Here is a 21,660-nt window from a genome sequence, read left to right on the forward strand (position 1 = left end):
CTCTTCCCGGCTTTGCCCGTCACAGGAAAGAGCAACTTGTCGTCAATCTGTCGCGGGGGGCTTTCCACGGGTATCGCTTTGTATCAGCCTGTATCAGCCCCGGTTCGGGACAGACTTTCCATTGTTGCGACGCTAGGACTTAGTCATGCCCGACCTTGCCCCCCCCCATGGCGCGACGATCCTGGTGGTCGATGATGACGCGGACATACGCGACCTCATCGTCGGCCAGTTGCAGCAGGAAAATTACCGGCTGCTGGGCGCGGCCAACCTGGCGGAGCTGCGCCGCTATCTGAAGGAGGAGCCGATCGACCTGATCGTGCTGGACCTCAACCTGCCCGATGGCGACGGCCTGTCGCTGTGCCGGGAATTGCGCGCCGACGGATCGGACGTGCAGATCATCATGGTGACGGCGCGGGGCAGCGCGATCGACCGGGTGCTGGGGCTGGAGCTGGGAGCCGACGATTATCTGACCAAGCCGTTCGAACCGCGCGAATTGCTGGTGCGCATCCGCAACTTGCTGCGGCGTGGCCGTCATGACCCCGCCCCGCGCACGGCCACGATGCGCTACGCCCAGTTCGGGCCGTGGCGGCTGGACCTCCAGCAACGCCGGCTGATCGCGCCCGACGATCGGCTGGTGATGCTGTCTTCGGCCGAATTTCGCCTGCTCAACCGCTTTCTGGAAGAACCCAATGTCGTGCTGGCGCGCGAAACATTATTGCCCGAACGACGCGCCACCGCCGCCTTCGACCGTTCGATCGACCTTCAGGTCAGCCGCCTGCGGCAGAAGCTGGCGGCGATCCCCGGCGGCGACGAACTGATCCTGACCGTCCGGGGCGAAGGCTATGTGCTGGCCAGCGGGGTCGCTTATTCATGACGCTGTTGCACAGGGCGCGGCGCATGCGCGCCTTTTTCGGGACGATGGCGGGCCAGATTTTCCTGATCCTGACGGTCGGCATGTCGGTCGCCGCGATCATCGCCTTGCTGGTCGCCGAACAGGCGCGCCATCATGATTTCGAACGGGTCCGGCGCCAGCGCGTGGTGGCCAGCGCGCTCGACATCGCCACCCGGCTGCGGCGCGACCCGGAAAAGGTCGAGGCGATGATGGCCGCGCACAACATCATCGGCGCCTATCCCGCGCCAGAAGGCGTGGCGCTGAGCGATGCCGACGCCGATCTGGAAGCCGCGCTGACGGACCGCATCGGCCCACAATCGCAGCCGGAGGCGGGGCAAGTGCCCGTCGGCCTCTGCTTCCCCGGCCATGAAGGACAGAAGGACCGCGCCGCCGGCCTGATCGGCGCGCCGCGCCCGGATTGCTGGATCGTGCGCTTCACCGACATTGGCGGCCAGCGCCGCGCCATGGCGCTCACCTTCCCACGCATCGCCAAGCCGCCCAGCACCATTTTCAACCCGCTCTATCTGCTGGTCATCATCGCCGCGTCGGCGGGCCTGGCCATCCTGGTCGCGCGCTTCGTAGCCAAGCCGCTGCGCCGGCTGGAGCGCGCGGCCGAAGCCTTCTCCCTGTCGCTCGACCCGGAGGATGTGCCCGAAACCGGGCCGGAGGAGGTGCGCGCCGCCTTGTCCACCTTCAACCTGATGCAGCGCCGCGCCCGCGCCGGCTTTGCCGAACGCACGCAATTGCTCGCCGCGATCAGCCATGACCTGCAAACCCCCCTCACCCGGCTGCGGCTGCGGCTGGAACTGGTGGAGAATGCCGACCTGCGCGAACGGCTGCTGGCCGATCATCAGGCGATGCAGACGCTGGTGCGCGAAGGGCTGGACCTCGCCAGCAGCACCGAAGCGCGCGAAGAATGGTCGCAGATCGACATCGACTCGCTGCTCGCCAGCATGGCGGAGGATGCGCAGGATCTGGGCCAGCCGGTCCGCTTCGCGTCGGGATGCGGCGGCACCGTTCGGGTCAAGCCCAATGCGCTGACCCGCTGCATCGGCAATCTGGTCGACAATGCGGTCAAATATGGCGGCAGCGCGGACGTATCCTGCGCGCGTGCGAACGGCCGGCTGCTGATCCATGTGCGCGACACTGGTCCCGGCATTCCCGCCGACCAGATCGACCAGATGTTCGAACCCTTCACCCGCGGCCCCAGCGGTCAGCCGGGCGGCCGCAACGGCACCGGCATCGGCCTCACCATCGCCCGGTCGCTGGCGATGAGTTTCGAGGCGTCGGTGCGATTGCGCAACGCGGAGGAAGGCGGCCTCGTCGCCACCATCGACATCAAGGGGTGAGGACGCTCCCATAGCGGCGCACGCCGCCTGCCGGCCAAACCCCGTCTGAAGTAATCGGCGGCGGACGTCGCCAACGCCATCTTTCCGTATGAAATAAATGGCGAAAAACCGAAATATATTTGCAATTTTCGCAAGACAGATAGCGTTTGGCTACTTGATTGCCATCGTATGGCTGTGCAACAAGCCGGGCCAACAAATATGGATGGACACCCCTGCTGCAATGCGCGGGTTAACCATGAAACAATAAGTAATCGAACGGAATAGCGTAAGCGTGAAGACAGTCATTCTTGCTGGCGGCCTTGGCACGCGCCTTGGCGAAGAAACATCCGTCCGTCCCAAGCCTATGGTAGAAATCGGCGGGATGCCCATTTTGTGGCATATCATGAAGATATATGCCAGCCATGGGGTGAAGGATTTTGTGATCTGCCTTGGTTACAAAGGCTATATGATCAAGGAGTTTTTCGCCAACTACTTCCTGCATACCGCCGACGTGACGATCGACCTTGCCAAGAACAGCATGGAAATCCACGAAAACTGGAGCGAGCCGTGGCGCATCACTCTGGTGGAAACCGGCACGGAAGCGATGACGGGCGGACGACTGAAGGCGGTGCGCCGCTATCTGGAGCCGGACCAGCCCTTCTACTTCACCTATGGTGACGGCGTTGCCGACATCGATATTTCCGCCCAGCTGGCCTTTCACAAGAAACATGGACGGAAAGCGACCATCACCGCCGTTTCTCCTCCGGGGCGCTTTGGCGCGCTGGAGTTTGAAGGGGATCTGGTGCGCAGCTTCAAGGAAAAGCCGGCTGGCGACGGCGGCCTGATCAACGGCGGTTTCTTCGTGCTCGATCCGTCGGTGATCGACCTGATCGACGCGCCGGACACCATCTGGGAACAGGAGCCGCTGGAACGCCTGGCCACGGCGGGCGACCTGGCCGCCTATCGCCATGAGGGCTTCTGGCAGCCGATGGACACGCTGCGCGACAAGCAGCATCTGGAAAAGCTGTGGAGCGCGGGCGCGCCGTGGAAATCATGGTAAGAAATGATTTCTGGCAGGGCCGCCGCGTCTTCCTGACGGGCCATACCGGGTTCAAGGGCAGCTGGCTGGCGATGTGGCTGACGCGCATGGGCGCGGACGTCACGGGCTTTTCCCTGCCCGCAGAGGACGTAAGCCTGTTCCGGCAGGCCGGCGTCGCCGATCTCGTCACCCACAAGGAAGGCGATATTCGCGACATGGCGGCCGTGGAAGCCGCCGTTGCGGAAGCGAAGCCGGACATCCTGTTCCACCTGGCCGCCCAGCCGCTGGTGCGCCTGTCCTACGCCTGTCCGACCGAAACCTTCGCGACCAATGTGCAGGGCACGGCCCATGTGCTGGACGCCTGCCGCCGCGCCGCCGACCTGAAGGCGATCGTCTGCGTCACCAGCGACAAATGCTATGAAAATCGCGAATGGGTGTGGCCCTATCGCGAAAGCGACCCGATGGGCGGGCATGATCCCTATAGCGCCAGCAAGGGCGCGGCGGAGATTGTGATCGCTTCCTACCGGCGCAGCTTCTTCAGCGACGGCGGTCCGTTGCTGGCGTCGGTGCGCGCGGGCAATGTCATTGGCGGCGGCGACTGGGCGGCGGACCGGCTGATCCCGGACATCGTGCGCGCGCTGATCGCCGGGGAATCGCCCTTCATCCGGTCGCCCGCATCCGTGCGCCCCTGGCAGCATGTGCTGGAGGCGCTGGGCGGCTATCTGCTGATCGCGCAGCAACTGGCGGACGGCAATGCGGCGATGGCGACGGGATGGAATTTCGGCCCGGCCGACGACGACACCCGTCCGGTGGACTGGATCGCGGACCGCATGTGCGCCGGCTGGGGCGGCCCCGCCTGGCATACCGAGCCGCAGGCGCAGCCGCATGAAGCCAAGATATTGAAGCTGGATTGTTCCAAGGCGCGGAACGAACTGGGCTGGCGGCCGGCACTTCGTCTACGCGAAGCGCTGGATTATATCGTCGCCTGGCATCAGCATGTCGCAAATGGCGGCGACGCTGCGCAAGTATCCTTTGCACAGCTGGACGCCTATCGTAAGCAACTTGATAACGCCCTATCGGGGGAGAATGGGTAAATGACTGTTGAACAGGCCGTGGCCAATCCGGCTATGCTGGCCGATGACTGTGATGAGGCGCAGCTGCGCGCGCTCATCCTCGACCTCACGGGCGAATATGCGCGGCGCTTCCATGCGCCCAAGACCTTCATCCCCGGTGAAAGTCCCGTTCCGGTGTCGGGCAAGGTCTATGACGAGACCGACATGCGCAACCTGGTCGATTCCTCGCTGGATTTCTGGCTGACGACGGGGCGCTTCAATACGGAATTCGAGGAAAAGCTGGCCAAGCGGCTGGGCGTCGCCCATGCGCTGACGACCAACAGCGGATCGTCGGCCAACCTGCTGGCGCTTTCCACGCTGACGTCGCATTATTTCCGCGGCGATGCGCTGAAAGCGGGCGATGAGGTCATCACGGTTGCCACCGGATTCCCCACGACGGTCAATCCCTCACTGCAATATGGGCTGACGCCGGTCTTTGTCGACGTCGACATTCCGACCTATAATGTGAAGCCCGACATGATCGAGGCGGCGGTCAGCGACAAGACCCGCGCGATCATGATCGCGCACACGCTGGGCAACCCGTTCGACCTGGCCGAAGTGATGCGCGTTGCAGAGAAATATAATCTCTGGGTCGTGGAAGATTGCTGCGACGCGCTGGGCGCGACCTATGACGGCAAGGGCGTGGGCACGTTCGGCCATATCGGCACGTTGAGCTTCTACCCCGCCCACCACATCACCATGGGCGAAGGCGGCGCCGTCTTCACCGACAAGCCGCGCCTGAAGCGCGTCATCGAATCGATGCGCGACTGGGGCCGGGACTGCTGGTGCGCGCCGGGCATGGACGATACCTGCGGCAAGCGTTTCGGACGCAAGCTGGGGTCTCTGCCGATGGGGTATGACCATAAATATACCTATGGTCATGCCGGCTATAATCTGAAGATCACCGACATGCAGGCCGCCGTCGGCCTGGCGCAGCTGGGCCATCTGGAAGGCTTCATCGGCGCGCGCGCGCGCAACTTTGCGGGGCTGACCGAACGGCTGCGGCAATATGAGGACATGCTGATCCTGCCGGAGGCGACGCCCAACAGCGAGCCGTCCTGGTTCGGCTTCCCGATCACCATCCGGCCCGAAGCCAATATCAACCGCGAGGAGCTGGTCCGCTACCTCAACGACAAGAAGATCGGGACGCGGCTGTTGTTTGGCGGCAATCTGCTCCGCCAGCCCTATATGAAGGGTCGCAATTACCGGGTCGTGGGCGACCTGACCAATGCGGATCTGGTGACGACCAACACCTTCTGGATCGGTCTCTATCCGGGCCTTACCCCGGATCACCTCGACTATATGGCCGAAATGCTCGGCGCGTTCCTGCACAAGCGCGCCTGAGACGCGCGCGCGAAGAATTTTCGGGAGAATCGAAGTGAACAAGCATGAAAAGCGGATGCTGGCCATCCTGGAAGAGGCAAAGGCCAATTACGGCGTCCTGGCGGTCAAGGCCGAGTTCGAAGCGGAAGGCACGCGCGTCGACGAACTGCTGCGCCTGCTGGAAATCGCCCGCCGCGCCGGCGTGAAGGTCGCCATCAAGATCGGCGGCTGCGAAGCCATTCGCGACCTGATCGAATGCCGCCTCTATGGCGTCGACTATATCATCGCGCCGATGGTCGAGACGCCCTATGCGCTCAAGAAGTTCGTCGATGCGAAGAACAAGGTCTATCCGGCCGACGAACAGGCCGATGTCAGCTTCCTGTTCAACGTCGAAACCCGCCAGACCTTCGACCAGCTCGCCGAAATGGGCGAAGTGGCGCAGCAGGGCGGCGTCGGCATGGTCTTTGGCCGCGTCGATTTCGCCGGATCTATGGGCCATACGCGTGATTTCGTGAACAGCGACGACATGGCCGGCTATGTCAACGCCGTGGCCGATGTCTGCCGCGACCGGAACCTGGAGCTGGTCGTCGGCGGCGGCGTCAGCCCCGCGTCGGTGCCGCTGCTGAGCGGCGCGCGCAAGCGTCGCCTGGACCGTTTCGAAACCCGCAAGGTGATCTTCGACGGCGCGGTTCTGGAAAATGGCACGGCCGAAGCCGGCATGGAGCTGGCGATCGAGTTCGAACTGCTCTGGCTGAAGAACAAGCGCGACTATTATCGCGGCATTTCGGCCGAAGACGAAGCGCGCATCGCCATGATGGAAGCGCGCCAGACGACCGCGGCCAAGAAGGCAGCCTGACCTGACATGACGAAAATGCGCGTAGCGGACCTGATCGCCCGCCTGCTGGTTGAGCATGGCATCACCGATTGCTTCATGCTGACCGGCGGCGGGGCCATGCACCTGAACGATGCGTTCGGGCGCGAGAAGGGGTTGAAGAAGGTCTTCACCCATCATGAACAGGCCGCTGCGATCGCCGCCGAAAGCTATTGCCGCCTGTCCGGGCGGCCGGCGGCGGTGAACGTCACCACGGGGCCGGGCGGCGTCAATGCGCTGAACGGCGTCTATGGCGCCTATGTCGATTCCATCGGCATGGTCGTGGTGTCGGGGCAGGTGAAGCGCGAAACCTGCGCCCCCAATTACCCCCTGCCCCTGCGCCAGCTGGGCGATCAGGAAGTCGACATCGTGTCGATGGTGCGCGGCATCACCAAATATGCCGTCGTGCTGAACGATCCGCTGGATGCGCGCAAGGTGGTGGAAAAGGCGCTCCACCTGTGCCGCCGCGGCCGCCCCGGCCCGGTGTGGATCGACGTGCCGATCGACGTGCAGGCCGCGCCGGTCGATTTCGACGCGCTGGAGCCGTTCGATCCCGCCAGCCTGGACGAGGATGCGAATGAAGCGGCGAACAATCAGGCCGAACTGAACCTGCTGGAAGGCGATGCGCTGACCGCCGAGGTCGAGGCGCTGCTGGCCGAACTGTGCGCCGCGCAGCGCCCGGTGGTGCTGGCCGGCGCTGGCGTCCGCATTTCCGGGCAGCATGACCAGTTCCTGTCCTTTGTCGAACGGCTGGGAATCCCCGTCGTCACCGGCTGGAACGCGCATGACGCCATCCCCAACAGCCATCCGCTCTATATCGGGCGCCCCGGCACGGTCGGCGATCGCGGCGGCAATTTCGCGGTGCAGACGGCGGACTATGTGCTGGTGCTGGGATCGCGCCTGAACATCCGCCAGATCAGCTATAACTGGCAGAGCTTTGCCCGCAATGCGAAGGTCGCCATGGTCGAGATCGACCGGGCCGAACTGGACAAGCCGACGCTGAGCCTGCACCGCCCGGTGCACGCCGACCTGCGCGCCTTCTTTGCCGCCGCCGCCGCGCTGCCGCTGCCCGACGCCGATCAGGCCGACGCGCGCGCCGCTTTCCTGGCGCGCAGCCGCGAGCGCGCGGCCCGCTATCCGGTGGTGCTGCCGGAATATTGGGAAACCCAGGGCGTCATCAACCCTTATGTGTTCGGCGAATTGCTGTTCAACGAACTGGAGGAGGACGACATCATCGTGTCGGGCGACGGCACGGCCTGCGTCACCATGTTCCAGGCGGCGAACCTGAAACCGGGCCAGCGGCTCTATACCAATTCGGGCTGCGCCTCGATGGGGTACGACCTGCCCGCCGCGATCGGCGCCTTCCATGCCGCCGGCGGCCGCCGCATCATCTGTCTGGCCGGCGACGGCAGCATCATGATGAACCTTCAGGAATTGCAGACCATCGTCGGGCAGGCGCTGCCGGTGAAGATCTTCGTCCTCAACAATGACGGTTATCATTCGATTCGCCAGTCGCAGCAGAACCACTTCCCCGACAATATCGTCGGTTGCGGCCCGGACAGCGGCCTGAGCTTCCCCGATTTCGCGAAGCTGGCAAGCGGCTTTGGTCTGGCGTCGCGCAATGTCGCGACCCATGGCGACCTGTCCGCGGCGATCCGCGCGACGCTGGACGCCGAAGGGCCGCAACTGTGCGAGGTGATGATCGACAAAAGGCAGGAATTCGCGCCCAAACTGTCTTCACGCCGGCTGGAGGACGGGACCATGGTGTCTCCCACGCTGGAAGACCTGTCGCCCTTCCTGCCGCGTGACGAACTGGCCGAGGCGATGGAGCCGTGCGGGATCGCGTCTTGATCCGTTACGTCATCTTCGATCTGGACGGCACGCTGGTCGACAGTTGCGGCGTATGCGTGTCGATCCTGTCGACGATGATCGCGGAACGGGGCGTCGCGCATGCAATCGACCCGGTCGGCGCGCGCCAGCATATGAGCCGGGGCGGACGCGACATGGTGTCGGCCCTGCTCGGCCCGGCCGGCGTCGATCCAGACGCGGACCTGACCGATTTTCGCGCCCGCTATTCGGCGCTGCCGACGCCTGCGGACAGCCTGTATCCCGGCGTGGCGGAGTGTCTGGCGCAACTGCACGGCATGGGGCTGGAACTGGCGATCTGTTCCAACAAGCCGCAGGGCCTGTGCGAAAAGGTGCTGGAGGATACGGGGCTGGCCCCCTATTTCCGCGTCGTGGTGGGCGGGCAACCCGGCCTGCTGCCAAAGCCCGCGCCCGACCTGCTGACCGCCGTGTCGGACCGGCTGGGCTGTGCGCCCGAACAGTGCGTCTATGTCGGCGACAGCGATCTGGACCATGACGTCGCGCGTGCGGCCGGCATGGCTTTCTGTTTCATGACCTATGGCTATGCCGAACCTTTCTGGGCGCCGGAAGCGGGAGAGAGCTTTGACTGCTTCCCTTCGCTGACGACCGCCATCGCCGCGCGGACGATGCAGGACCATGCTTGAACCCGCGATCGCCCGGCTGATCGCGCAGGGCAGACAGCATATCGCCATCGCCGGCGCGGGCGGATGGATCGGCCTAGCGACGCTGGACCTGCTGGAACAGGCGTTGGGCGACGATCTGACGCAGCGCGTTTCCTGCTATGGCAGCGCCGCGCGGACATTGACGCTGCGCAGCGGCCGGCAAGTTCCACAATTGCCGCTGACCGATCTGCCGTTGCTGAAGGCCGATGCCGTCTGGCTGCTCCATTTCGCCTTCCAGACCAAGGACCGGGCGGAAGCGATGAGCGAAGCGGACTATCGCGCGGTCAACGACGCGATCAGCGCCACCGTGCTGGACGCGGCGCGCACGCTGCCGGTCGAGGCGCTGTTCGTCGCCTCATCGGGGGCCGCAACCAAGGCGTCAGACCCGCTCGCCAGCCCGGCGATGCGCCTGTATGGCCAGATGAAGCTGGACGATGAGGCGCGCTTCGCCGCCTGGGCGCAGGAGAGCGGCCGACGCGCCGTGATCGGCCGGATCTTCAACATCACCGGCCCCTACATCAACAAGCATAATGCCTATGCCATCGCCAATTTCATCCTGGACGTGCTGAACGACCGGACGATCGAGGTGCGCGCGCCGCGCCAGGTGTTCCGCGCCTATGTCGCCATTCGGGAACTGATGTCGCTGGTCTTCGCGCTGATGGCGCAGACGGGCGGGGAGACCGGTGGCGGCGTCACGCGGTTCGACACCGGCGGGCAGGAACTGGAACTGGAAGCCGTGGCGCAGGCCGTGGCGCAGACGCTGGGCGCAGGATCGGTCAGCCGGGCCGGCGTGACCGATCCGGTGGCGGACCGCTATGTCGGCGACGCCGCGACCTATGCGCAGTTGCTGGCGCGGGAAGGCATAGAGGCGGTTCCGCTGGACCGGCAAATCGCCGAGACGGCCGACTATATGCGCGAATCCACCGGCTGACGCGCACAGAAACTGGCCTCCACCCGAGGCCCATGATAGGGGCGCGCCCAAGCGGCGCACTGAGATTTATAAGGAAACGGAAGTTGATGATGGGTACGACTGTTCGCTCTGCCGCCTTGCTGACCGGACTGCGCCATTTGACCGCGTCCGCGTCGATCGCGGCCCTGTTGTCAGCCACTCCGCTCGCCGCGCAGGCCATTGACCCGAGCGCCATTCCGCGCGGATCGCCGGTCGATCCCTATGGCACGGGCCAGAGCACCGCGTCGGACGGCCAATATGGCCGCACCGGCCAGAGCAGCAGCGCGACCACGCAAAGCACGGCGACCACCACCAGCGACGCCTACCAGCCGGTATCGGTGGGCGGTTCGTCCACCAGCGATACGAACGGCACCAATCTGACCATGCCGGGCTATGGCCAGCGCGTCGGCCAGAACGGCCTGCTGGATGTCGACAATCTTCAGGTCAAGCGCCCGGCCACGCCCGGCGAGTTCGAAACCTGGGTGAAGGACGTCACCGGGCGCAAGCTCAAGCGCTATGGGTCGGACCTGCTGATCGCCAGCGCGCGGGACTTTGCCGTGCCGGCGACGGCGACCATTCCGCCCGACTATGCGCTGAATGTCGGCGATACGGTGTCGATCGCGCTGACCGGATCGATCGAGGGCAGCGTTGACGCCGAAATCGACCGGGACGGCCGCATCTTCCTGCCCAATGTCGGGTCCATCAGCCTGATCGGCGTGCGCTATCGCGACCTCAAGGATCGTCTTGCGGTCGCCATCGGCCGCCAATATCGCGGCTATGACGTGTCGGTCAGCGTGAAGCGGCTGCGCGGCGTCCGCGTCTATGTGACCGGCTTTGCGAATAATCCGGGCGCCTATTCGATCAACAGCCTGTCGACGCTGGTCAATGCCGTGCTGGCCGCAGGCGGCCCTTCGGCCGGCGGCAGCTTCCGGTCGGTCAAGCTGTATCGCAATGGCGCGGAAGTCGCGGACTTCGATCTCTACCAGCTGCTGCGCAAGGGCGACCGTTCGCTCGATCCGCTGCTGCAGAATGAAGATGTGCTGTTCATCCCCCCGGTGGGCAAGCAGGTCGCGGTGATCGGCAGCGTCAATGAAGAGGCGATCTACGAAACCCGCGAAGGCGAAAATCTGGCCGATGTGCTGGCGCTGGCCGGCGGGCCGACCAATGTGGCCGACGCGTCGCGCCTGATCCTCTATCGTCTGGACGATCAGGACAGCGTGGGCAGCCGCCAGATCGACCGTGCGCTGGCCAATGCCGAAAAGGCGGAAGGCGGCGACATCGTCCAGATCCTGCCGCAGGGCACGCTGGCCCGGTCGCTGGACAAGCAGCAGGCGATCGTGCGGATCGAGGGCGAGGTGAACAAGCCGGGCAACTATTATGTGCCGCCCAACACGCCGCTGTCGCAGGTGCTGGAAATGGCCGGCGGCCTGACGCCGCGCGCGTCCGTCTATGGCACCCGCTTCTTCCGGGAATCGGTGCGGTCGCAGCAGCGCCGCAGCTTCCTGGAGGCCGTGGAGCAGATGGAAGTGTCGCTGGCGGCCGCGCCGCTGACCGGCACCCGGCTGGGGGGCGATAGCGGCGACCGGCAGACGCAGATCGCATCGGCCCGCACCTTCCTCGACCGGCTGCGCCAGAAGGAGCCGGATGGCCGGCTGGTGCTGGACCTGCAACCGCAGTCGGCATCGCTGCCGGGCAGCTTGCTGGTGGAAAATAACGACCGCATCGTCATCCCGCCGCTGGTGAAGACGGTGGGCGTGTTCGGCGCGGTCTATCGCCCCGCCTCCTTCCTGCTGGACGGCGGCAAGCCGCTGCGCGTGAAGGATTATGTCGAACAGGCCGGCGGCCCGATCCGGGGCGCGGACAAGGGCAATATCTTCGTCGTGCGCGCCAACGGATCGGTCCTGACCCGCAGCCGCGGCGGCATGAACGCGCAGGTATTGCCGGGCGACACGGTGTTCGTGCCGATCAAGACCCAGTCCTCTTCGGCCTGGGCCAAGGTGCGCGACATCGCCCAGATCGTGGCGCAGTTCGGCCTGACCGCCGCCGCCATCGCAGCGATCAACTGATGACCCCGCGTCGGAGCATCGTCGGCATGATCGCTCATGCCCCGCTGGTGCGCAACGCCGCGTTGCGTCGCACCGTTGTGGTCATCCTGATCGCGATTTTCGCGGTCCTGACCTTCTTCCCGGAAAAATATCGGGTGGCGTCCAGCCTGACGCCGACCGACCCCGCAAGCCTGGGCCTGAGCGGCACGTTGGGCCAGCTGGGTGCAGTGGGCAGCGTGTTCGGCAATCAGGCCGCCGTAGAAGTCAGCATGAAGGTGGCGCACAGCGATAATGTGCGCGAGGTCGTCATGCAGAAGCTGAAGCTGGACAAGCGGCTGGGCCTGACGCCGGTGGAAACGCATCGCTGGCTCGACCGGAAAGTCGATGTCGCGGTGTTGCGCGGCGGCATCATCGAGTTTGAGGTGAAGCTGAAGGACGCCAGTCTGGCGATGGATATCGTCCGCGCCTATGGCGAGGCGGTCCGGGCGCAGCTGGCCACCATTTCGCGCACGCAGACATCCTACAAGCGCGACATCCTGCTGCGGCTGGTGGACGAATCCAACGAACGGCTGGCCAAGGCGCAGGCAGCCTATGACTCCTTCCGCCTCAAGACCCGCTACAGCAGCCCGCAGGCGGCCATCTATGCCGCGGGCGATCGCATCCCCGAACTGGAGGCGCTGATCCGCGCCAAGGATGTCGAACTCAATGCCGCCCGCCAGTTCGCCACCGACGACAATTTCTCCGTTCGCCAGCGACTGGCCGAGATGGAGGCGCTCCAGCGGCAATTGACCGAGGCGCGGTCGGTTTCGCCGCAGCAGCAAAGCTCGGTGGGACAAGTCGTCCAGCAATCGACGCAGGCCGACAGGCTGCGCCGCGACCTGGACCTCGCCCAGGGGCTGTATGACAATTACAAGCGCTATTTGCAGGGCACGTCGGTCGAAAATCTGACCTCGACCGCCAATATCCGCATCCTGGAGCCGGCCTATATCGATTCCCAGCGGCAATATAACTGGCTGGCGCTGATCGGCGCGATCCTTGTCCTGCTGCTGGGCCTGACGATCGAAGTCTATCTGATCCGGCCGCCGCTGGACGGAGCGAAAGCCGCATGAGCGATCAGGGGGGGAGCAAGCGGCCCGACCTGTCGGTCGTCATCCCTTGCTATAATGAGGAAGACAATGCCGCAGCCATCCATGCTGCGGTGACCGAGCAGCTGGCGCCGATCGGGATCGATTTCGACATCATCTTCATCGACAATGATTCCACCGACCGGACGGTAGACATCATCCGGGACATTTGCGCACGCGACCCGCGCACCCGGCTGATCGTCAACAGCCGCAATTTCGGCCAGATGCGCAGCCCGACGCACGGCATCTATCAGGCGCGCGGCCGCGCCGTGGTGGGCATGTGCGCCGATTTTCAGGATCCGCCGGCCTTGCTGCCCCATTTTGTCGAACGCTGGCGCGCTGGCGTGGACATCATCCTGGGCGTACGGGAAGCGGAAAAGGCGACCGGGCCGGTGCTGGGCGTGTTCCGCCGCCTGTCCTACTGGCTCGCCCGCAATTTCGGCGACTATCCAATCATCCCCAACGCCACCGGCTTTGGCCTGTATGACGCCCGCGTGGTGGACGCCACGCGGATGCTGGCGGAACCGGAACCCTTTTTCCGCGGCATGCTGGTGGAAACCGGCTATCGGCTGGAAACCCTGTCCTATCCGCGACCACCGCGTGCGGCGGGCAAGTCAAAGAATAATTTCTTCGCCCTGCTCGACTTCGCCATGTCGGCGCTGGCGGGATCGTCCAAGCGCCTGCTGCGCCTGCCCCTCTATATCGGCGTCTTCGGCGCGATCATGACGCTGCTGATGCTGGTGGGCGGCACTGCCGCCTTCTTCCTGGGCAAGCCCATCGCGGGCTGGTTCATTGCGGCGGTGGTGCAGGCGGAACTGGCGATGCTGTTCGGTTTCCTGGGGCTGCTGGGCGACAATCTGCGGATCGTGTCGGAGCGGACCCGGCGCACGCCGCTGGTGCTGGAGCGCGAACGCATCAACTTCCCGGCGGACTATTGAGGCCGTCTATGACCCTGTCGCGGGAGCGCATCGCCGAAATCTGGCGCTATTATCAGGCGGGCCTCATCAACACGGCCTTCGGCTTTGGCGCCTTTTCCCTGCTCGTGTGGCTGGGCCTCAACCTGTTCGCCGCGCAACTGATCGCGCATCTGGCCGGGATGGCGTTCAACTATCTGACCTATAGCCGCCATGTGTTCCGGGGCGCTGCGCCGGCCCGGCTGCGCTTCATCCTGTCCTATGCCGGCAATTATGTCGTCGGGCTGGCGATGCTGTATCTCTGTTCGCGGGTCATTGCGTCGCCCTATCTGGCGGGCCTTGCGTCGACGGTGATCGTGTCCGTCATCAATTATTTCGCGCTCAAGCATCTGGTCTTTCGCGGCAGGTCCACATGACCCCGGCCAAGCGCGCGCATAGCTGGCATCTGTGGATCGAATATGGGTTCGTGCTCGCGATCCTGGCCGCGATCGGCCATATGGTGTGGTTCTTCATCGAATATGGCTATCTTCGCCAGCCCTTCTTCTACGAACCTTCCGGGACGTGGATGGACTGGTTCTCGCTCAGCCGATACGGCCATCAGCGCGGCGCCTATGATGTCGAACTGACGATCTATCCGCCGCTGTCGTTCGTGCTGATGAAGATCTTCAGCATCAAGCAATGCTATGCGAACAATTTTTCCGAGCAGGTGCGCTATTGCGACTGGCTGGGGATCGTTGGGCTGTGCGGATTCTATCTGCTCGCGGTCGTGATGACCTTCCTTCATTTCCGCAAGGTCGACCGTTTCACCTGGATTCCGCGCTCCATCGCCGTCGCCTTCGGCTTTCCGATGCTCTATGGCTTTGAACGCGGCAACTTCGTCTTCATCGCATTCAGCTTCTACATCATCGCCTATGGCCCGCTGGTCCATTCGGCCCGGCTGCGCTGGCTGGCGGCGGGCATGGTCGTCAACCTCAAAGTCTATATGATCGCCGCCGTGCTGGCGCCGCTGGCCAAGCGGCGCTGGATGCCGGTGGAAGGCGCGCTGCTCGCGACGCTGGGCATCTATCTGATCAGCTGGATGATCATCGGCGAAGGCAGCCCGACGCAGATCGTGCGCAACCTCGTAAACTATTCCTCGGGCTTTGGCGCCCAGCGCCTGCTCGACATGTGGTTTGCCTCCAGCCTCGTTCCCATCCGCACGCTGATGGAGAGCGAGTTTCCGCTCTATTCCGCCTTCAGCTCCGCGCAGGTGGAGGCCATATCCGTGATCGCTGCGGCGCTGACCTATATCACGCAGGGTCTGGCCGTGACCGCCGTCGCCGCGACCTTCCTGCGGCCCGAAGTCGTTCCCAATCATCGCGTCATCCTGTTCGGCGCGATCGTGGCGCTGTCGGCCAAGGAAGCCGGCGGCTACACCGAAGTGTTCCTGCTGATGTCGATCTTCATGGAAAGATGGCGCGGCTGGGCGCGGCCGACCGCGATCGTCCTGGCCTATATCGCCTGCATACCCGACGACCTGATCATTCCCGCAGGCTTCCCGCCGCTGCTGCGCGACAGTTTCCTGGGCGGACGGGAAGTGTCCGCCCAATTCGGGATCGGCGCGCTGTCGCTGATGCGGCCGGTGCTGATCTTCACCGCGTGCAATTGTCTGGCAGTGGTCACGCTGCGCGCGGTCTGGGCCGACATCCGCGAACAGGGCTGGCAGAGCCGCTGGCGCTTCCGGCGCGACTGGCCGCTGCTGCCCGGCATCCGGCGCCCCCGCGCGCCTCTGCCCGGAGCGAGCGCCGCGCAGTCTGACGGCGGCTGATGCCCCGCCTGCGCCGCGCCCATATCTGGATTCTGGGGCTGATCCTGGTCGCGGCGCTGGGGGTGCGCCTGGCGTCCATCCGTTTCGGCCTGCCCGGCCTCAACGATCCCGACGAGCTGATGTTCGAACTGGGCGCGGTGCGGATGCTGCGTGGCCCCACCCTCAATCCGGGCTGGTTCGGCCATCCGGCGACGACCACCATGTATGTGCTGGCGCTGATCGACATGGCCGTGTTCGCGACCGGATGGCTGGCGGGATGGTTTCCCACGATCAAGGCGTTCGGCGCGGCCATCTATGCCGATCCCAGTTGGGTGATCCTGCCCGGCCGGCTGGCGATGGCGGGCTTTGCCATCGGCACGCTGGTCCTGACCTGCCGGCTGGGCACGCGGCTGTTTTCGCCCCGCGCCGGGCTGATCGCCGCGGCCCTGCTCGCGGCCAGCCCGGTCCATATCACCTATTCGCAGATCATCCGGTCGGACATGATGGCCTGCTTCTTCCTGTTGCTGGTGCTGCTGGCGACGCTGGACATGATGGAGCGGAACAGGCGCGGCGACCTGTTGCGCGCCGCATTATGGACCGCGCTGGCGGTCACAACCAAATGGCCCTTCGCCCTGGCGGGACTGGCTGTTGCCGCCGGCATCGGCAAATTGCTGCTGGACCGGCGGATCGACGCACGACAGGCGATGGCGCGGCTTGCGCTGTTCGGGGCGGCGACGATGGCCTTCATCCTGCTGCTATCGCCCTATCTGCTGCTCGATTACCCGACCGTGCTGCGCAATTTGAGCGGTGAAGGACAGGCCCGTCATCTGGGATCGACGGGCGGCGACTTCCTCTACAATGCGCGCTGGTATCTGACCGGGCCGTTGATGGGCGGGCTGAGCATGGCGGGACTGGCGCTGCTGCTGCCGGGCGCGCTGCTGGCCTGGCGGAAGCAAAACGCCCGGTTTTTGCTGGGGCCGCTGATCGCCGGATTTGTCCTGCTCTTTTGCAGCCAGACGATCCTCTGGGAACGCTGGGCGCTGCCGCTGCTGCCGCTCTGCGCCATCCCCATTGCGGCGGCGGTCTGCGCGCTGGCCGACCGGGCGGGGCCGCGCCTGTCCCTGCCCGTGACGGCGATCGCCATGGCGGCGATGATCGCGCCGATGCTGATTGAGGCGCGCGCCGACGCGCGGGAGCGGATGAACGACACCCGGCAGGTCGCCGCCGCCTGGGCGCGGGCGCATATCCCGCCGGGCAGCACCGTCCTGATCGAACATTTCGCCTTCGACCTGATCCAGCAGCCCTGGCAGTTCCTGTTCCCCATCGGCGACGCCGGATGCGTGGACGCAAAGCAATTGCTGCGCGGCCGCACCGGCTATGGATCGATCGATCAGGCGCGCGGCAGCCGGTCCAATCTGGATTATGGCACCATGGCGCCGGGCAGGCGGGCGCAATGCCGGCCCGATTTCGCCATCCTGACCCAATATGACCGTTACCGCCAGGAACAGGCGGCCTTCCCGGCCGAATATGCCGCCTATCGCGATCTGATCGGCCGGGGCCGGATCGTGGCGCGCATCGCGCCCGTCAAGGGTGAGATTGGCGGGCGGATGGTGACGATCGTGGCGTTCCCCCGGCCATGATGCGCCGCCTGTTCCTGACGATCGCTATGCTGGTTCCAGCCATGATGCCGCTGCATGCGGCCACGACTAACGGTGATCCGCAGGCGTTCCGCACCCTGTTCGGCGCATGGAAGAAGGCGCAGGACCGGAAGCGATCGACAATCGCCCCGCTGCCCCGCCGCGGCGCCGCGCCCGCTCGAAAAAATATGTCGAGCGGCCGCAGCGGCATGGGCATGCGGATGGATCCGATCCTGCATCGGCCGCGCTACCATGCCGGGGTCGACCTGCCCGAAGCGACCGGCGTTCCGGTTCATGCGACCGCCGATGGACAGGTTGGCGTCGCCGGATGGGTGCGGGGCTATGGCCTGCTGGTGACGATCCGCCACCCGTCCGGCTATGAAACGCGCTACGCCCATATGTCGCGCATTGCCGTCGCACCGGGCCAGACGCTGCGGCGCGGCCGGCTGATCGGCTATGTCGGATCGACCGGACGATCGACCGGCCCGCATCTTCATTATGAAGTCCGGCTGCGCGGACAGGCGATCGATCCCACGGCTTTCATGGCTGCGGGCCGGTAGATGCCGCCCGGTCCGCTGCGATGATGATGCGGATCGACAAGCGCAACCATTGCTTCATGCCTCAGCCGCTATCATTCTGCCTCTCCGCCATGCTTCAGGATGCGCCATGATCCGATCCCGCTTCGGCACCTTTCGCGGCCTTGTGCGGCTTGCGCTGTCCTATCCGCAACTGGCGCTCGGCCGATCAGCCAGCGTTGCGCCCGATCCGGCCAAGGTCCGGCGGCTGGTCTTCGTGTGCCAGGGCAATATTTGCCGCAGCGCCTTTGCCGACATCGTCGCGCGGCAGGCCGGCGCGGCCAGCGCGTCCTTCGGCCTGTCCACGACCACCGGCCGCCCGGCGCACGGCCCGGCCATCGCCGCCGCGCAGATACTGGGGCATGACCTGTCGAGCCATGTCGCGATCGACCTGAAGGATTATGCGCCGCAGGCAGGCGATCTGCTGCTGGCGATGGAAGTGCGGCAGATGCACCGGCTGGCCGCCGATCGGCGCGTGCGGCATCTGCCCCGGATGCTGCTGGGGCGCTGGACCCGGCCGATGCTGCCGCATCTGCACGACCCCTATCAGCTGGACGATCGCTATATGCTGCAATGCCTGATCCGGGTGGAACAGGCGGTGAAGAGGCTGGTCAGCGCCTATCCCGGCGCACGGCCTTCCTGATCATCTGCCCCATGTCGCGCAGCCATGGGCGCGGATCGGACCGGCTGAACACATAATAGCGGGTGCGCGGATCGAGAAAGTCGAGCAGCCAGGCGGCAAGATCGGCCAGAGGACGCCGCCGGAAGAAGGGATCGCCGATGCGCCCCGGCGCCAGCAGGATGCGCAACAGCCGCTTGGTTTCCGGCACCATATAGCGCGCGCGCAGATCATCGCGCGCGGGCAGAGCAGCGTCGGTCTGGCCCAGCACCGCGCGGCGATAGGATTCCCAGGCGAAATGCGCGCCGCAATGCCATGCCAGCGGCAGGCTGCCCCAGAAACGGCCATTGACCTCCATCAGCCAATAACGGCCACTGTCCGGTTCATGGCGATATTCGACCATCGCCGGCCCTTCCCAGTCCAGCGCCCGCAGCAAGGCCTCTGACAAGTCCATCTGGCGCGCATGGGCGGCGGCCGGTTCCGCCCGGCAATAGGTCGACACCCCGCCTTCGGGCGGCCATTCGTGCAGGCGGCGATGCTGGAAACGCAGCGTCGCGCGGCCATCGGCCATGTGCAGCATCTGCCCCAGCCCGACACCCGCGCAATATTGCTGGATCAGCGGCCATCGCCCGATGGGCGCATAGCGGTCCAGCAGGGCGATCAGCTGTTCGGGCGTGCGGACATAATCCGTCTTGATCCATGCAAGCCCGGCGCGCTCCAGTACCGGCTGCACTTCGGGGGGATTGGCCCATTTGGCGACCAGCGGATAGGGCATGTCGGCGGCGCGCGCGGCGAAGTCCTCGCCCGCCAGCGGCTGCCAGGTCTGCGGCACCAGCAGCCCGATGGCCTGCGCCGCTTCCAGCGTCCGCAGCTTGTCGAGCACCTTCGCCAGCGGATCGGGCCGGGGCGTCAGGATATGGCAATCGCCGATGCGCGCCGGCAGGGCCGACAGGTCGATGAGGTCGGTTTCGGAAATCGCCAGCACGGCGCGCGCGCCGGTGCTCGCGATCAGATCGGGCAGCCAGTCGGCGACCGGGCCAGCCGGGCGCGGCGACCAGCTGGCGCAATGGCGCGATGCGATGGCGACCGCGCCGGCATCGCGCGCCACGCCATGCACAGGCACGCCATGCTGGCCCAGTTCGCGCACGACCGTCAGGCCGATGGCGTTTTCCAGACCCAGGACGATCGCGCCGGAGAGCGCCTTCACGCAGGAATCAGCCGATGTTCGTAGCGCCATGTCGCCCAGGCCTGTTCCGCCATGCGCAGGCTGGTGCGCAGCCGGCTGGGCGCGACACGGCTGAGCGCGCGCGCCGGACGATCGGGGAGGTCCAGCGGCAGATCGTTGAAGCCCGCGCCACGGACCTGCGGCAGTCGGCTGGCGGCGCGGCAGAGCTGTTCAAAGCGCGCGATCACCGCGCCATTGGGCCGCATCCGATCGCGCGAGAGCATTTCGAAACTATGCGTGACGACGACGAAGGCGTCATGCCCTTCCCGCGCGGCATGGCGCAGGCCCGCCTGCATCTCTGCTGCCGACATGGCGCAAATCTGGGCCGGGCGAAAGCCGCCGGGTCGATCCGCGATGCCCGACACGGGCAATTCGATCACGCCCAGATGGCGGACCGCGCCAATCTGGGCAGCGTCCACCGTGATGTCGCACCCATGGCCAAGATAGGCGGGATTGACGCTGCTGTCCCAGGTGACGCCGATGGCCGCGAGCGCGCGCAGCGTATCGTCATTGGCGCCGAAATTGCCGGCGCGAAAGGCGGTGATGGGCGGCGCGCCGGCATCCTCCAGCAGGGCTTTGGCAAGGCCAAGCAGGATGATCTGATCGTCCAGGGTGAAGTCGCCGATATTGCGCCCCTGCCGTCCGCCGACCGGCGAATCCTTCGCCGCGGCCAGCCATTCGGTGTGGATATGCATCTGCACTTCATGGCCGCGCCCGACGATCGCGCCGACGATGGGTTTGAGGAAGGCAGCGCCATGAACCAGCGCCGGCAGCGGATCGAGGAAGAAAACCCCTTTCAGCCCATGCCGGTCCAGCACATCCATCTGCCAGCCAATGCCGCAAGGCCGCCCCTGCGCCTCCGCCCAGATCGAGCGGCGCACATTATCGTCAAGGCCAACGCCCCGCTGGTGCAGCGAGGAGGAGAGTTCCGTGTCGACGGTGATGAGCAGCGCGGTCATGCAGCGATCCGGTCAGGGGCAAGAAGCCTGATTAGGCACCATGGGTTAAGGAGCCGTATTATGTCCCCTGAATGTCCGGCTCGACACATATTGGAAAGACGGCGACCCATCGTCAATCCGTCATCACTGTTTTTGACGACGCGCCCCGCGCCACGCCGTCACTGGATCAGCGAAAATTCGCCATAACTGCCCTGAAAGAAGAGCAAGGGCCGGTCGGGCCGCTCCACTTCCAACGCAACCACCCGGCCAAGCGCGATATAATGATCGCCCGCTTCATGCACGGCGTCCAGCGTACAATCGATCCAGGCGACGACATTGTCGAGGATCGGCGACCCATTGGCCGAAACACGATGAGTCACGCCGGCGAACTTGTCCGGTCCGGGGCCGGCAATCTGGCGGCAAAGCGGCTGCTGATCGCTGGCGAGGACATTGACGCAGAATTTGCCGACCGCCTGAAGACGCGGCCAGCTGCTGGAACTTTTGGCCGGGAAGAAGGCGACCAGCGGCGGATCGAGCGAGACGGAGGTGAAGGAGCCGACGACCATGCCGATCGGCGCGCCATCCGCCTCCACCGCAGTGACGACGCAGACGCCGGTCGGATAATGGCCAAGGACGCGCCGGAAGGTCGCATTGTCGAAACTGGTGACGCTCATGCCCGATTGCTCCCGAAACGCTTCATCCGCACTGCCCTGCGACGCCGGTCATGACAGTTGCAAGTGAAAAAACGCGCCGCA

Annotated in this window: 20 protein-coding genes; 17 read left to right on the plus strand and 3 right to left on the minus strand. The window is 65.3% G+C overall.

Annotated features, from left to right (window positions below; translation table 11 throughout):
* The first annotated feature begins 145 nt into the window (after nt 1–145).
* The 17 genes from ACFOKF_RS18350 (at nt 146) to ACFOKF_RS18430 (ending at nt 18,766) form a co-directional block, all read left to right on the plus strand.
* The gene (locus tag ACFOKF_RS18350) at nt 146–874 is read left to right on the plus strand and encodes a response regulator (protein WP_380797485.1); all 729 of its coding nucleotides are present in this window, start codon (nt 146–148) and stop codon (nt 872–874) included.
* Between the two features lie 23 nt (nt 875–897).
* Entirely contained in the window at nt 898–2,241 is a 1,344-nt protein-coding gene (locus ACFOKF_RS18355; RefSeq protein WP_380797486.1) for an ATP-binding protein, read from the plus strand.
* Nucleotides 2,242–2,512: 271 nt separating this feature from the next.
* The gene (rfbF, locus tag ACFOKF_RS18360; protein ID WP_380797487.1) at nt 2,513–3,280 is read left to right on the plus strand and encodes a glucose-1-phosphate cytidylyltransferase; all 768 of its coding nucleotides are present in this window, start codon (nt 2,513–2,515) and stop codon (nt 3,278–3,280) included.
* Nucleotides 3,274–4,353, plus strand: coding sequence for a CDP-glucose 4,6-dehydratase (gene rfbG / locus ACFOKF_RS18365; RefSeq protein ID WP_380797489.1), 1,080 nt, complete (start codon nt 3,274–3,276; stop codon nt 4,351–4,353). The genes rfbF and rfbG overlap by 7 nt, the downstream gene beginning before the upstream one ends.
* The gene (rfbH, locus tag ACFOKF_RS18370; RefSeq protein ID WP_380797490.1) at nt 4,354–5,715 is read left to right on the plus strand and encodes a lipopolysaccharide biosynthesis protein RfbH; all 1,362 of its coding nucleotides are present in this window, start codon (nt 4,354–4,356) and stop codon (nt 5,713–5,715) included. It begins immediately after the preceding gene.
* A 34-nt stretch (nt 5,716–5,749) separates the two neighbouring features.
* Nucleotides 5,750–6,550 (plus strand): aldolase/citrate lyase family protein, encoded by an 801-nt coding sequence (locus ACFOKF_RS18375; RefSeq protein WP_380797492.1) that lies wholly within the window; start codon nt 5,750–5,752, stop codon nt 6,548–6,550.
* A gap of 6 nt (nt 6,551–6,556) precedes the next feature.
* Nucleotides 6,557–8,416, plus strand: coding sequence for a thiamine pyrophosphate-binding protein (locus ACFOKF_RS18380; RefSeq protein WP_380797494.1), 1,860 nt, complete (start codon nt 6,557–6,559; stop codon nt 8,414–8,416).
* The gene (locus ACFOKF_RS18385) at nt 8,398–9,075 is read left to right on the plus strand and encodes an HAD family hydrolase (RefSeq protein ID WP_380797496.1); all 678 of its coding nucleotides are present in this window, start codon (nt 8,398–8,400) and stop codon (nt 9,073–9,075) included. The genes ACFOKF_RS18380 and ACFOKF_RS18385 overlap by 19 nt, the downstream gene beginning before the upstream one ends.
* On the plus strand, nt 9,068–10,024 hold the full coding sequence (locus tag ACFOKF_RS18390) for an NAD-dependent epimerase/dehydratase family protein (RefSeq protein WP_380797498.1): 957 nt from the start codon (nt 9,068–9,070) through the stop codon (nt 10,022–10,024). Before ACFOKF_RS18385 ends, ACFOKF_RS18390 begins: the two co-directional genes overlap by 8 nt.
* Before the next feature lie 86 nt (nt 10,025–10,110).
* Nucleotides 10,111–12,108: an SLBB domain-containing protein gene (locus tag ACFOKF_RS18395; RefSeq protein WP_380797500.1), complete on the plus strand. Its 1,998-nt coding sequence runs from the start codon at nt 10,111–10,113 to the stop codon at nt 12,106–12,108.
* Nucleotides 12,108–13,196 carry a hypothetical protein gene (locus ACFOKF_RS18400; RefSeq protein ID WP_380797501.1) on the plus strand — a complete coding sequence of 363 codons (1,089 nt, stop codon included), beginning with the start codon at nt 12,108–12,110 and terminating at the stop codon, nt 13,194–13,196. The genes ACFOKF_RS18395 and ACFOKF_RS18400 overlap by 1 nt, the downstream gene beginning before the upstream one ends.
* Entirely contained in the window at nt 13,193–14,149 is a 957-nt protein-coding gene (locus tag ACFOKF_RS18405) for a glycosyltransferase family 2 protein (protein WP_380797502.1), read from the plus strand. Before ACFOKF_RS18400 ends, ACFOKF_RS18405 begins: the two co-directional genes overlap by 4 nt.
* Nucleotides 14,150–14,157: 8 nt before the next feature.
* Complete coding sequence (locus ACFOKF_RS18410; protein WP_380797504.1) at nt 14,158–14,541, plus strand: GtrA family protein; 384 nt, start codon at nt 14,158–14,160, stop codon at nt 14,539–14,541.
* The gene (locus ACFOKF_RS18415) at nt 14,538–15,932 is read left to right on the plus strand and encodes a hypothetical protein (protein WP_380797506.1); all 1,395 of its coding nucleotides are present in this window, start codon (nt 14,538–14,540) and stop codon (nt 15,930–15,932) included. The genes ACFOKF_RS18410 and ACFOKF_RS18415 overlap by 4 nt, the downstream gene beginning before the upstream one ends.
* On the plus strand, nt 15,932–17,551 hold the full coding sequence (locus ACFOKF_RS18420; protein WP_380797507.1) for a glycosyltransferase family 39 protein: 1,620 nt from the start codon (nt 15,932–15,934) through the stop codon (nt 17,549–17,551). The genes ACFOKF_RS18415 and ACFOKF_RS18420 overlap by 1 nt, the downstream gene beginning before the upstream one ends.
* On the plus strand, nt 17,548–18,108 hold the full coding sequence (locus tag ACFOKF_RS18425; RefSeq protein ID WP_380797508.1) for a M23 family metallopeptidase: 561 nt from the start codon (nt 17,548–17,550) through the stop codon (nt 18,106–18,108). Before ACFOKF_RS18420 ends, ACFOKF_RS18425 begins: the two co-directional genes overlap by 4 nt.
* Before the next feature lie 106 nt (nt 18,109–18,214).
* The gene (locus ACFOKF_RS18430; RefSeq protein ID WP_380797510.1) at nt 18,215–18,766 is read left to right on the plus strand and encodes an arsenate reductase/protein-tyrosine-phosphatase family protein; all 552 of its coding nucleotides are present in this window, start codon (nt 18,215–18,217) and stop codon (nt 18,764–18,766) included.
* Here the strand turns inward: ACFOKF_RS18430 and ACFOKF_RS18435 are convergent.
* The 3 genes from ACFOKF_RS18435 to ACFOKF_RS18445 form a co-directional block, all read right to left on the minus strand.
* A complete protein-coding gene (locus ACFOKF_RS18435) occupies nt 18,735–19,949 on the minus strand; it encodes a carboxylate--amine ligase (RefSeq protein ID WP_380797511.1) in 1,215 nt (404 codons plus the stop codon). The genes ACFOKF_RS18430 and ACFOKF_RS18435 overlap by 32 nt on opposite strands.
* The gene (locus ACFOKF_RS18440; RefSeq protein WP_380797512.1) at nt 19,946–20,926 is read right to left on the minus strand and encodes a polysaccharide deacetylase family protein; all 981 of its coding nucleotides are present in this window, start codon (nt 20,924–20,926) and stop codon (nt 19,946–19,948) included. The genes ACFOKF_RS18435 and ACFOKF_RS18440 overlap by 4 nt, the downstream gene beginning before the upstream one ends.
* Nucleotides 20,927–21,084: 158 nt before the next feature.
* Nucleotides 21,085–21,579, minus strand: a complete 495-nt coding sequence (locus ACFOKF_RS18445; RefSeq protein WP_380797514.1) for a flavin reductase family protein — start codon at nt 21,577–21,579, stop codon at nt 21,085–21,087.
* Nucleotides 21,580–21,660 lie beyond the last annotated feature (81 nt).

The sequence above is a fragment of the Sphingobium rhizovicinum genome (genome assembly GCF_042647625.1).
Classification (GTDB): Bacteria; Pseudomonadota; Alphaproteobacteria; order Sphingomonadales; family Sphingomonadaceae; genus Sphingobium; species Sphingobium rhizovicinum.